The sequence below is a fragment of the Microbacterium sp. LWS13-1.2 genome (genome assembly GCF_040144835.1).
Classification (GTDB): Bacteria; Actinomycetota; Actinomycetes; order Actinomycetales; family Microbacteriaceae; genus Microbacterium.
Window position 1 is genome coordinate 469,362 of record NZ_CP151632.1, and the last position, 12,245, is coordinate 481,606.

Here is a 12,245-nt window from a genome sequence, read left to right on the forward strand (position 1 = left end):
ATCGCGCCCATACGGTTGTCTTCAGCATGACGGACGCCATCAAGATCGACGTGTGGAGCGACATCGCCTGCCCCTGGTGCTACATCGGCAAGCGCAACCTCGAGAACGGGCTGGCCGCGGCATCCGCGGATGACGACGCCCCCGCCGTGGAGGTGACGTTCCACTCGTTCGAGCTGTCGCCCGACACGCCCGTCGACTTCGAGGGCGATGAACTCGACTTCCTCGCGAAGCACAAGGGGATGCCCCGCGAGCAGGTGCAGCAGATGCTCGAGCGCGTCACGGGCGTCGCCGCCGATGCGGGGCTGGAGTATCGTTTCGACCTCCTCAAGCACACCAACACCGTCAAGGCCCACGAACTGCTCCACTTCGCGAAGGAGCAGGGGCGTCAGCACGAGCTCGCCGAGCGACTCATGGCGGCGTACTTCACCGAGGGCCGGCACCTCGGGCGCGAGGACGAACTCGTCGACCTGGCCACGGATGCCGGCCTCGACGCCGACGCCGCGCGCGAGGCCCTGCAGAGCGGCCGCTACCTGGATGCCGTCCGCGCCGACCAGGCGCAGGCCACGGCGTACGGCATCAACGGTGTGCCGTTCTTCGTGATCGACGGCAAGTACGGCGTGTCGGGCGCGCAGCCCGCTGAGGCGTTCGCGCAGATCGTCCGCCAGGTCTGGTCCGAGCACCGCGAGCCCGCGGGCGTCGACGCCTGACCTCATGCGCACCGGAAGGGGCCCGCCGCGAATCATCGCGACGGGCCCGTTCGCCGTCTCTGGTCAGCGGTCCTCGACGGTATGGTCCGTCGAACCCGGCTCCCGGAGACTCGGCCCCGCACACGCGAAGCCGTCCGTTCAGCCAAGGGACGGAATCCTGTAAGAGAATGGGGTCGTGACGACTGCCCTCGCTCCCGCGCGCACGCTGCGCATCGGGCCCATCGAACTCGATGCGCCCGTCGTGCTGGCGCCGATGGCGGGTATCACCAACACCGCGTTCCGGCGACTCTGCCGTGAGTACGGCGCCGGCCTCTACGTGAGCGAGATGATCACGACGCGCGCTCTCGTCGAGCGCAACGCGACGACGATGCGCCTCATCACGCACCACGAGTCCGAGAAGCCGCGTTCGATCCAGCTCTACGGCGTGGATCCCGCGACCACCGAGGCGGCCGTGCGCCTCCTCGTCGAAGAGGATCGCGCCGATCACATCGATCTCAACTTCGGCTGCCCGGTCCCCAAGGTCACCCGCAAGGGCGGGGGAGCGGCACTGCCGTGGAAGCTCGGACTGTTCCGCGACATCGTCACGCGTGCGGCGCGCGCTGCCGGTGACATCCCGCTCACGGTCAAGATGCGCAAGGGCATCGATATCGACCACCTGACGTACCTCGACGCCGGGCGCATCGCGGAGGACGCCGGCGTCGCTGCGGTCGCCCTGCACGCCCGCACGGCCTCGGAGTTCTATTCGGGGCAGGCCGACTGGTCGGCGATCACGAAGCTCAAGGAAGCGGTCACGAGCGTCCCGGTGCTCGGGAACGGCGACATCTGGTCCGCCGACGACGCGGTGCGCATGATGGACGAGACGGGCTGCGACGGCGTCGTCGTCGGTCGCGGCTGCCTCGGGCGCCCGTGGCTCTTCGGCGACCTGGCCCGCGCGCTCGGCGCGCCCGGTTCCGCACCGGCCGAGCCGGTCGACGCGACCCTCGGGTTCGTCGCCCGCGCCTTCCGCCGCCACGCGGAGCTGCTGGTCGAGTTCTTCGAGGACGAGGGCCGCGGCTGCCGCGACATCCGCAAGCACGTCGCCTGGTACTTCAAGGGGTACCCCGTGGGCGGCGACCTGCGCGCGAGCCTCGCCACCGCATCCACCCTCGCCGAGATCGACGACCTCCTCGCGACCCTCGACCTCGACGCCCCCTACCCGGGCGCCGCGGCGGAGGGCCAGCGGGGTCGCGCGGGCACCCCGAAGCGTCCCGCGCTGCCCGATGGCTGGCTGAATTCGCGAGAGCTGGGGGCCGCGGCATCCACCGCCCTCGCCGAAGCGGAACTCGACCACAGTGGCGGGTGACGTGGCCGGCGCGTCCGACCGCCCGGCGGGGTACGACGACGCCGACGCCGCCCGCTTCCACGCCGAGCGCCACCGATCGCAGCGTGACGACTTCGCGCGCGACCGCGCCCGCGTGCTGCACTCGGCGGCGCTGCGTCGCCTCGCCGCGAAGACCCAGGTGCTCAGCCCCGCGAGCCCTGCGGACTTCGCACGCAATCGCCTGACGCACTCGCTCGAGGTCGCACAGGTCGGGCGCGAGCTGGCGACCGCGCTGGACCTCGCCGCCGACGTCGTCGACACCGCCTGCCTCAGCCACGACCTCGGTCACCCGCCGTTCGGCCACAACGGCGAGCGGGCGCTCAACGAGTGGGCCGAGGGCTTCGGCGGGTTCGAGGGCAACGCGCAGACGCTGCGCATCCTCACGCGCCTCGAACCGAAGGTCTTCGACGCCGACGGCCGCAGCTTCGGCCTGAACCTGACGCGTGCGAGTCTCGACGCCGCCTGCAAGTATCCGTGGACGGCCGACCATCCGCTGCCCGATCCGGGCGGGCGGCTGAAGTTCGGCGTGTACCCCGAAGACGAAGAGGTCTTCCGCTGGCTCCGGGCGGATGCGCCGGGGCGGGTGCGGTGCATCGAGGCCGAGGTCATGGATCTCTCCGACGACATCGCGTACTCCGTCCACGACTTCGAGGACGCGGTGGTCAACGGCTACCTCGACCCCGCGCGGCTCGTGGACGCGCGCGAGCACCAGTGGCTGCTCACCGCGATCCAGTCCTGGGTGGGCTTCGACTTCGCGCGCGACGAGCTCGAGGACGCGCTGTTCCGCCTCACGCGCATGCCCGAGTGGATCGACTCGTTCGACGGCACGCGTGCGTCCCTCGCGCGTCTGAAGAACCTGACCTCCGACCTCATCGGCCGGTTCGCCCGCGCCGCGACCACCGCGACCCGCGAGTCGTACGCGACCTCGGTGCTGACCCGCTACCGAGGTCACCTCGTGGTGCCCCGCATCGTCGAGGCCGAGATGGCGGTGCTCAAGGGCATCATCGGTGCCGCGGTCGTGTCGATCGAGGGCCGCAAGGACCTCTACAAGGAGCAGCGTCGGCTCCTCAAGCGCCTGGCGACGTCCCTCTGGGAGCGCCCCGACGCGCTGGACCCGCTGCACGCGGAGGACCTCTCGGCGGCGGAGACGGATGCCGCACGCCGGCGCGTCGTCGTCGACCAGGTCGCCAGCCTCACCGACCAGCTGGCGATCGCGTGGCACGGATCGCTCGTCGGACCGGTGGATCCGGCATCCGTCGGCGTCTGGGCACCGGGCGCCCGCCCGATGGATGCGGCCGCACGTACCGCCCGCGATTCGTCCGAGGTGCGCTGATGGCGGGGCGCATCCGTCAGGCCGACGTCGACGAGGTGAAGGCCCGCACGAACATCGCCGACATCATCGGTGAAAGGGTGGCGCTGAAATCCGCGGGCGTCGGATCGTTGAAGGGCCTCTGCCCGTTCCACGACGAGCGTAGCCCGAGCTTCAACGTGCGCCCGCAGGCGGGCTTCTACCACTGCTTCGGCTGCGGTGAGTCAGGCGACGTGTACTCGTTCCTGCGCGCGATGGACCACGTGACGTTCACGGAAGCAGTCGAGCGCCTCGCCGGCCGCATCGGCTTGACGCTGCACTACGAGGACGGCGGCGCGGCCCCCGAGCACACCGGGCGTGCCCGGCTGTACGCCGCCAACGCGGCGGCGGCGGAGTTCTTCCGGGCGCAGCTGATGACGCCGGAGGCCGACATCGCGAGGCGCTTCCTCGGGCAGCGGGGGTTCGACGCGGGCGCCGCCGGGCATTTCGGCGTGGGGTACGCCCCGAAGGGCTGGTCGGGCATGCTCTCGGCGCTGCGCGCGCAGGGCTACACCGACGAGGAGCTCTCGTCGGCCGGTCTCGTGTCGCAGGGCCAGCGCGGGGTCTACGACCGCTTCCGCGGGCGGGTGGTGTGGCCCATCCGCGACGTCACCGGTCAGGTCATCGGCTTCGGCGCGCGCAGGCTCTACGACGACGACAACGGCCCCAAGTACCTCAACACCCCCGAGACGACGATCTACAAGAAGGCGCAGGTGCTCTACGGGCTCGACCTCGCCAAGCGCGACGTGTCGCGCGAGCACCGCGTCGTCGTGGTCGAGGGGTACACCGACGTCATGGCGTGCCATCTGGCCGGCATCACGACGGCGATCGCGACCTGCGGGACCGCGTTCGGCTCCGACCACATCACCGTGCTCCGCCGCGTGATGGGCGACGATTCCACGGCGGGCGAAGTCGTCTTCACGTTCGATCCGGATGCCGCGGGCCAGAAGGCGGCGCTGCGCGCCTTCGCCGACGCCAAGCGGTTCAACGCCCAGACGTACGTCGCCACCGGCCCGGAGGGCCTCGACCCCTGCGACCTTCGCCTCGCGCGGGGCGACGGCGCGGTGCGCGCGCTTCTCGAGACGAAGGTGCCCATGGTCGAGTTCGTCCTCGATCAGCGCATCTCCGGCTACGACCTCGCCAGCGTCGAAGGGCGCGTCGGGGCGCTGCGCACGGCCGCCCCGGTGGTCGCCGAGCTGCGTGACCCGCTCCTGCAGCCCGAGTATGTGCGGGTGCTCGCCCGCCGGCTCGGCATGGACACCGAGGACGTGCGCCGCGAGGTCGAGCGAGCGGGCCGAGGCGGAAGCCGTCGCGACGCCGCCCCCGGCACGCAGAACGCAGGACCCGCCGTCGACGACGGCGCGCTCCGCGTCACGCTGGCGACCTTGCCCCGCAGTCCCGAGGTCGGTCTGGAGCGGGATGCCCTCATGGGGGTGCTGCAGTTCGGCCATCGCATGGACGCCACGCTGGTCGAGCGGGCTCTCGAGCTGCCGTTCCGCAACGCCGCTCTCGACGCCGTCCGGGTCGCCGTTCGCGAAGCCCCCGGCATGCAGCGCCCGGGCTGGTCGGCGGATGCCGTCGCCGCGGTGCGCGAGCCCTACCGCTCACTCGCCGCAGAGCTGCTCGCCGGCGACTTCCCGGCGCTGAACGACGACGCGGCGGTGACATCGGCCGGCGATCTCGCGCGACGCCTCGTGCTTCGACGCTTCGATCGCGAGAAGGTCGAACTGCTCGGCGCGATCCAGCGCGTACCGGCGGCATCGGAAGAGGGACGCAGCATCCGCCTGCGCCTGCGCGAACTGGATGCGCGCCGCCAGGCGCTCGTCGACGAAGCGTCATGACGCGCGGTCCTCGGCTGGCGCCGGCGGCGATCGCACGGCAGGATGTGAAGATGGTTCGCCAACGAGACGCGGATGTCGCGATCGACTGTTCCGACCTTTCGATCGCCCGCCGCGCGGGACGCGGCGGGCCGTCCCAGCGCGTCGTCGACGGCGTGTCGTTCCGCCTGCCTCACGGCGGCATCCTGGCGGTGATGGGACCGACCGGCTCGGGCAAGTCCTCGCTGGCCTCCGTGCTGGCAGGAGCCGACGAGACGGGACTCGCCGTCGTCGGCGGAGACGGTCTCGTCGAGGGCATCTCGGTGCGTCGTCCGGGTCGCGCGCATCGCCAGCTCACGTACTACGCCGGCCACCTCCGGCAGTCGGCCGGCGCACGTCTGCCCGCGCGGCTCACGGTGGCCGACGTGATCGGCGAGCCGATCACCAGCCGCGACCGCCGAGTGAGTGCGCGTGCCCTCGCCGTCAGGGTGGCCTCGCTCCTCGACGAGCTGATGCTGCCGCTCGGAGCCGCCGCCAAATACCCCTACGAGCTCAGCGCCGGCATGCGCCAGCGGGTTGCTCTGGCGCGAGCCCTGGTTCTGCAGCCGCGCGTGCTGATCGCCGATGAGCCGTTCGCGAACATGGACGTCGAGGTGCGGAAGGCGGCCCGCGAGGCGGTGCTGCGTCGCCGCCGCGAGCTCGACATGGCCGCGCTCATCGTCACCAACGAGCGAGACGTCGTGAACGAGCTGGACGCGGACGTCCTGGTGCTGCGGGCAGGGCACGCCGTCGCGTACGGGCACGGCACCAAGGACCTCCTGTGGACTCCCAGCGGAGAGGCCGACAGGCGCCTGGTGAGCTCGTGAGAGAGCCGGCCGTGGTCATGAGCACCGGCTGAGCTTTGCTAGTATGGTCTGGTTGCCCGCACGAAAGTGCGGACCATTCCTCCATAGCTCAATTGGCAGAGCAATCGGCTGTTAACCGATAGGTTCTTGGTTCGAGTCCAAGTGGGGGAGCGAAGGCCTCGGGGCTCCACCCCCGAGGCTTTCTTCGTCTCCGGGATCAGATCGAGGGGTGCACATGGCGGGTCGCGCGAAGCCCTCGCCGCTGCTGGCGGTCGAAGGCGGCGTCCCCGTGCCGGCACCGATCTATCGCGCTGCGCCGCTGCTCGTCGGACTGGCGCTGTTCGCCGGGGCGGTCGTCTGGGGGGGGCTTGTCGTGCTCTTCGGCGGCGAGCCGTGGATGTTCCCCGTCTCGGTGCCGGAGCCCTGGCTGTTCCTCGCGCTCGTGCCGGCCATCGCGGCGATCCTGCTCGCGGTGCGCGGCATCGCGATGTGGTCGCTGGCTCTGGCGATCGTGAGCTGCTGGCTCGTGCCGACGGGATTAGCGACGGTGCTCGTCGTGCTGGTGGCCCTGTGGACCGTGCGCGGCATCCGCAGTCAGTGGGCCGCCCACGATCTCGACTCGGTCATCGCGACCGCTGCCGCCCACGGCCTGCCCGTACTCGTGGTGCAGCACGTCGCGGGGAGAGCCGGTGCACGCCGGACCACCGACACCACGCAGGTGCAGGTGCGCGACGTCGACACCGGGGAGCTGACGACGGCCCGAGTGTGGGGACCGATGCGCACCGGCACGACGCTGGTCCGCCAGGGGATGAACGTGATCGCACAGGCGCCGCCCGGAGCCGACGCCGAGCTTCGCCGATGGGTCGAGCGCCACAACCGCCGCAGCGACGGCTGACGCCCTGACGGGCGGGCGCGCACGTCCCGCCCGTCAGGGTGGTTTTCACAGTGTGGCGGCGAGCTCCTGCATCTCGGCGATCTCCGCGTTCTGGTCCTCGATGATCTGTTGGGCGAGAGCGCGCACGTCGGAATCCTCGGCCGCATCCAGGGCCGCCTCCGCCATCTCGACGGCACCCTGATGGTGCTCGATCATCTGCTCCAGGAAGAGCCTGCCTGCCGCCGTGCCGTCGGCGTCGCGGAGAGCGGTCATATCGGCCTCCGACATCATGCCGTCGCCGTGATCCATGCCGCCGGAGGCATGCTCCACGCCCCAGTCGTCGAGCCAGTTCTCCATGAGCTCGATCTCGGGTCCCTGTGCGGCGCGGATGCGCTCGGCGATCGCCACCACGCGAGGATCGAGCCCGTCCTTGGCGAGGACGATCTCGGCCATCTCCATCGCCTGCTCGTGATGCGGGATCATCATCGTCACGAACATCTGGTCGGCCATCGTCACGTCGGCCGGCGACGCCGACGAGCTCGCTGACCCGTGGTGCATGCCCGGCATGCCGCCACTCGTGTCGGGCGCTCCGGCGCAGCCGGTCACGACCAGTCCCATCGTGAGCGGCAGGATCACCGCGAGCGCGCGCGTGTGCGTGTTCATCTCTTCTCCTTCGATCAGTGTCATCAGCGGAACCCCGCGACCTCGCAAGAGGTGCGGGTGCGTGTCCCGGCCGAGCGCCGGGAGACGCGGCTCAGGTCCGGCTGATCGAGAGCAGAGCGAGGGACGGCGGATGTCGCGGCGCACTGTCGGCATCGCGGACAGATCGCGCCGCGGCATGACGCAGGAGGCGCCATGGCGACTGCCACGACCCCCGAGAGGGAACGAACAGCAGCACGGTCAGCAGCAGCGCCAGCACGCAGATGACGGTCCACACGCCGTAGCCCTGACCATGGGAGGAACCACGGCTCCACGGGTCCGCGCAGACGCCCGTGCAGCGCGCGTCGGGCGCGCCGACGTCCGTCATGGCCGCGGCCGCCGATCCCTCGTGGTGCGGATGCACGGACTCGGCGGCGGCCATGGCAGAACCGTCGGCCGGGCCCGTCGTGTGCGCGGCGTGCGTCGCCGGCGACATGAGCACATGCATGCCGAGGAGGCCGACGATGATCGCTGCCGTGGCGACCACTCGCGATCCGAGCGACCATCGCTGCCACGAGCGGGCGTGTCGCGGTCGCGGCATCCGTCCCACCTCGCTCGACAGTGATCGCGAGACCTGATGCCTCGCCCCGCCACCAGGATATACCCGAAGGGGGTATCTCCCGGGGTGAGGATCAGGCTTCGATGTCGTCCAGGCCCGGAGTCCAGGCGCTGCCCGGCCGGCCCCAGCCGCGCTTGCGGGCGATCTTCTGCACGGTCTTCCAGTCGCCGTCGTCGAGGCGATCGACGTAGAGGATGCCGTCGAGGTGATCGAACTCGTGCTGCATGATGCGCGCCCGCCATCCGTCGACCTGCACGCTCACGGGCGCGCCCTCGAGGTCGATGCCGGTAACGAGCACCTCCTCCGAGCGGCGCAGTGGGAACCGCTCGCCCGGGAACGACAGACACCCTTCCGACTCCTCGTCGGGGTCGGGTGCACCGGGCTCGAGGGGCCGCATCCACAGTTCGGGGTTGATGATCACCCCGCGCCAGGGCTCGCCGTCGTCGTCGGCATACGTGTACGTGTAGATGCGCAGCGGCACGCCGACCTGAGGGGCCGCGAGGCCCACGCCGGGTGCGGCATCCATCGTCTCGAACATGTCCGCGACGAGTGCGCGGATCTCGTCCGTGATCTCTTCGACGACGGACGCGGGGGCGTGCAGGACGGGATCGCCCATGATGCGAATCGGGAGAACAGCCACGCCTTGAGCCTATCGACCGGTGTCGGCGGCTAGTGTCGATACGTGGTCTGGACTGCGGTGGAACTCGAGGACGTCGGCGATCAGCTCGTCGGCGCATTCCAGAACCCCGGCATCCTGATCGGCATCCCTCTCGCCCTGCTGGGCGCAGTGTTCATGTCGTTCGGCGCCCAGTACCAGCACCGCGGCGTCACCAAGGTGGAGCGCCTCAGCGGCGGGCACTCCAGCCAGGGCCTGGGGCCCAGTCACCTGCTGAAGCTGCTGGCCCGCCCTTCGTGGGTGATCGGCACGGTGATGCTCGCGCTCGCCATCGTCTGCCAGCTCTCGGCCCTCTTCTTCGCACCGCTCATCGTGGTGCAGCCGCTCGGCGCGGTCGCCCTGGTCATCACGACGCTGCTGAACGCGCAGATCAGCGGGCACAGGCCGACGAAGCGCTCGCTCATCGCGATCGCGGCCTGCGTCGGCGGCATCTTCATCTTCGTGACCATCGCAGCCCTGTTCGCGACCGAGAAGCCGGTCTCGAACGGCCAGCTGATCACGATTCTGGTCCTGCTGCTTCTCGTCACCCTGGTGTTCGCGGGATTGTGGATCTGGCTGCGCAAGCGCATGGGCGCGCTGTTCTACATCATCGCCGCCGGCGTCATCTACGGTTTCGTCGCAACGCTGGCCAAGGTCGTCATCGAGCGCGTCAAGGAGAGCGACTTCAACTGGCTCACCTTCGCGTGCCTGGCCGCCCTCATCATCGGCGCCATCGTGGGCGCGTACTTCGTCCAGAGCGCCTACGCCTCGGGTCCACCCGATCTCGTCGTCGCCGGGCTCACCGTCGTCGACCCGATCGTCGCGATCATCATCGGTCTGACGGTGCTCCAAGAGGTCGCGGGCGCCCCGCTGTGGGTCTACATCTCATTCGCCGTCGTCGGCGCCGTCGCGGTCTGGGGGGTGTTCCAGCTCGCCCGACATCATCCGCAGGTGCTCAGCGAGAGCCAGGAGCTCCCGATCCAGCGGGGGAGCGACGGGGGAACTTCGGATGCCGCGCACCCGCGCACCGGCTCCGTCAAGGTCACGGAGGCCGTGTCGAAGGTGTGGCCCGAGCCGCCGGTCAAGGACCGCCTCGACGACCCGGGCAAGCGCTGACGCACGCGCCGCACCGGGCGGACCGGTAGGCTCGTCTGCGCGCTCAGTGCCGAGGGGCGGTGGCCAAGCTGGTGAAGGCAGCGGGCTCATAACCCGACGATCGTGGGTTCAAGTCCCACCCGCCCTACGAACGAGGAGACCGCCGCTGCCCCACGGGTTGCGGCGGTTCTCTGTTCGCGCGGCAGGTGTCGCCGAGAACCTCCTCGCCGGATTCGTTCACCATCCTTACTTTCGGAGGGGGACCCAGTGCCGCGGGCCCGCGTTTGCCTGTAGCGTCATCGACATCACCTGTCCCCTGGCCCCTCGTGGAGGCGAACAATGAAGTTCTTGCAGAGGCTCGGCCGATCGATCATGCTGCCGGTGGCTGTGCTGCCGGTCGCCGCGATCCTGTCGGGCCTGAGCTACTGGATCAGCAATGGCGGGAAGAGTCCCAACCTCGTCTCGGCATTCCTCGGCGCCGCCGGCGGATCGCTGCTCGACAACATGGCGCTGCTGTTCGCCGTCGGCATCGCACTCGGGATGGCACAGAAGTCCGACGGCACCTCGGCGCTGGCCGGGCTCGTGTCCTGGCTCGTGGTGACGACGCTCCTCAAGCCGGAGACGGTGGCGCTCTACACAGGCGTGGCAGACGTCAACGAGGTCGATCCCTCCTTCCTGAGGGTGCAGAACGTCTTCATCGGCATCATCTGCGGCCTGATCGGCGCGTTCTGCTACAACCGCTTCAAGGACACCAAGCTGCCTGACGCGCTGTCGTTCTTCTCGGGCAAGCGCTCGGTCGCGATCGTCACGGCGGGTTTCTCGCTCGTCGTCGCCATCGTGCTGTACTTCGTCTGGCCGTGGGTCTATGGCGGACTCGTCACATTCGGCGAGTGGATCGTCACGCTCGGCCCCTTCGGCACCGGCATCTACGGCTTCCTGAACCGCTTGCTCATCCCCGTGGGCTTGCATCACGCACTCAACTCCGTGTTCTGGTTCGACGTCGCCGGAATCAACGACCTCAACAACTTCCTCTCCGGCGAAGGCACCTACGGGGTCACCGGCCAGTACATGACCGGGTTCTTCCCCATCATGATGTTCGGTCTGCCCGGTGCGGCCCTCGCGATGTACCTGACGGCCAAGACCACGCGCAAGAAGCTCGCCTACGGCATCCTGCTCGCCGGCGCGATCTCGTCGTTCTTCGTCGGCGTGACGGAGCCGCTCGAGTTCGCCTTCATGTTCCTGGCCCCGGTCCTGTATGTCACGCACGCGCTGTTCACCGGCATCTCGATGGCCATCAGCCAGATCCTGCCGGTGCGCATGGGCTTCGGCTTCTCGGGCGGCTTCATCGACCTCGTCCTCAACTGGATGAACCCGATGGCGCAGAACCCGTGGCTCATCCCCGTCATGGGTGTGTTCTGGTTCTTCATCTACTTCGTGGTGTTCTACTTCTTCATCAAGCGGTTCAACCTGAAGACGCCGGGCCGTGAAGACGACGACATCCTCGGCGAGGGCACGGAGTACGACACACACGCGGCCGACGACAAGTACCTGGTCACGGGCAGCCGGTTCATCGATGCGCTCGGAGGAAAGGAGAACATCCTCGAACTCGAGAACTGCGCAACGCGCTTGCGGATGGAGATCGAAGACCCGAGCAAGGTCGACGAGACGGCTCTCAAGCGTGCCGGGGCTGCGGGCACGATGAAGCCCGGCGGCAAGTCGGTGCAGGTCGTCTACGGAACGAACGTCCAGTTCGTGAAGGATGCGATGGAGCAGATCATCGCGGGGGAGGTCGCCGTACCTGCGGGCGCCCCGCCCGAGCCTGCCATCGCTCCCGCCGCGGGCGCCACAGCGGTGCTCACCGACACCCCCGCCACCACGACCGTGAGGCTGCGCCAGCCGCTCGAGGGACGGGTGGTTCCGCTGTCCGCGGTGCCCGATCCGACCTTCGCGCAGGGCATCATGGGTCCCGGCGTCGCGATCGAGCCGACCGGCGACACGGTGGTCGCTCCCGCGGACGGCACCATCGGGGCCACGTTCGACAGCAGTCACGCGGTGGCACTCGTCCTGGGCGACGGCACCGAGCTGCTGATCCACGTCGGCATCGACACGGTCGGCATGAAGGGCGACGGCTTCCAGACCCTCGTCGAGAAGGGGCAGAAGGTCACGGCCGGCACGCCGCTGCTCCGCTTCGACCTGGCGAAGATCGAGGCAGCGGGACACCCTTCGATCACCCCGGTGATCGTGCTGAACAACGAGAGCGCGACCGTCACGTTCGAGTGACGCCGC

General features: G+C 69.6%; 11 protein-coding genes and 2 tRNA genes. 10 read left to right on the forward strand and 3 right to left on the reverse strand.

Annotated elements, in window-relative coordinates; genetic code table 11:
- Window positions 1-26: 26 nt before the first annotated feature.
- The 7 genes from MRBLWS13_RS02255 (at window position 27) to MRBLWS13_RS02285 (ending at window position 6,972) form a co-directional block, all read left to right on the forward strand.
- On the forward strand, window positions 27-707 hold the full coding sequence (locus MRBLWS13_RS02255) for a DsbA family oxidoreductase (protein WP_349427456.1): 681 nt from the start codon (window positions 27-29) through the stop codon (window positions 705-707).
- A gap of 175 nt (window positions 708-882) precedes the next feature.
- On the forward strand, window positions 883-2,049 hold the full coding sequence (gene dusB, locus MRBLWS13_RS02260) for a tRNA dihydrouridine synthase DusB (RefSeq protein WP_349427457.1): 1,167 nt from the start codon (window positions 883-885) through the stop codon (window positions 2,047-2,049).
- Window positions 2,039-3,400, forward strand: coding sequence for a deoxyguanosinetriphosphate triphosphohydrolase (locus MRBLWS13_RS02265; protein ID WP_349427458.1), 1,362 nt, complete (start codon window positions 2,039-2,041; stop codon window positions 3,398-3,400). The genes dusB and MRBLWS13_RS02265 overlap by 11 nt, the downstream gene beginning before the upstream one ends.
- Entirely contained in the window at window positions 3,400-5,256 is a 1,857-nt protein-coding gene (dnaG, locus tag MRBLWS13_RS02270) for a DNA primase (RefSeq protein WP_349427459.1), read from the forward strand. Before MRBLWS13_RS02265 ends, dnaG begins: the two co-directional genes overlap by 1 nt.
- 50 nt (window positions 5,257-5,306) lie before the next feature.
- Complete coding sequence (locus MRBLWS13_RS02275) at window positions 5,307-6,098, forward strand: ATP-binding cassette domain-containing protein (RefSeq protein WP_349427460.1); 792 nt, start codon at window positions 5,307-5,309, stop codon at window positions 6,096-6,098.
- A gap of 77 nt (window positions 6,099-6,175) precedes the next feature.
- A tRNA-Asn gene (locus tag MRBLWS13_RS02280) sits at window positions 6,176-6,248 on the forward strand.
- A 64-nt stretch (window positions 6,249-6,312) separates the two neighbouring features.
- Window positions 6,313-6,972 carry a hypothetical protein gene (locus MRBLWS13_RS02285; RefSeq protein WP_349427461.1) on the forward strand — a complete coding sequence of 220 codons (660 nt, stop codon included), beginning with the start codon at window positions 6,313-6,315 and terminating at the stop codon, window positions 6,970-6,972.
- Window positions 6,973-7,017: 45 nt separating this feature from the next.
- Here the strand turns inward: MRBLWS13_RS02285 and MRBLWS13_RS02290 are convergent, their stop codons facing one another.
- The 3 genes from MRBLWS13_RS02290 to def form a co-directional block, all read right to left on the reverse strand.
- The gene (locus tag MRBLWS13_RS02290; RefSeq protein ID WP_349427462.1) at window positions 7,018-7,614 is read right to left on the reverse strand and encodes a DUF305 domain-containing protein; all 597 of its coding nucleotides are present in this window, start codon (window positions 7,612-7,614) and stop codon (window positions 7,018-7,020) included.
- A gap of 91 nt (window positions 7,615-7,705) precedes the next feature.
- Entirely contained in the window at window positions 7,706-8,191 is a 486-nt protein-coding gene (locus MRBLWS13_RS02295; RefSeq protein ID WP_349427463.1) for a DUF6153 family protein, read from the reverse strand.
- Window positions 8,192-8,282: 91 nt separating this feature from the next.
- Window positions 8,283-8,849, reverse strand: a complete 567-nt coding sequence (def, locus tag MRBLWS13_RS02300) for a peptide deformylase (RefSeq protein ID WP_349427464.1) — start codon at window positions 8,847-8,849, stop codon at window positions 8,283-8,285.
- Between the two features lie 42 nt (window positions 8,850-8,891).
- Between def and MRBLWS13_RS02305 the strand changes: the two genes are divergently transcribed.
- From MRBLWS13_RS02305 to nagE, 3 genes are all read left to right on the forward strand, one after another.
- A complete protein-coding gene (locus tag MRBLWS13_RS02305; RefSeq protein ID WP_349427465.1) occupies window positions 8,892-9,980 on the forward strand; it encodes a DMT family transporter in 1,089 nt (362 codons plus the stop codon).
- Window positions 9,981-10,033: 53 nt separating this feature from the next.
- Window positions 10,034-10,107 (forward strand) — tRNA-Ile (locus MRBLWS13_RS02310).
- A gap of 191 nt (window positions 10,108-10,298) precedes the next feature.
- Entirely contained in the window at window positions 10,299-12,239 is a 1,941-nt protein-coding gene (nagE, locus tag MRBLWS13_RS02315) for an N-acetylglucosamine-specific PTS transporter subunit IIBC (RefSeq protein WP_349427466.1), read from the forward strand.
- Window positions 12,240-12,245 lie beyond the last annotated feature (6 nt).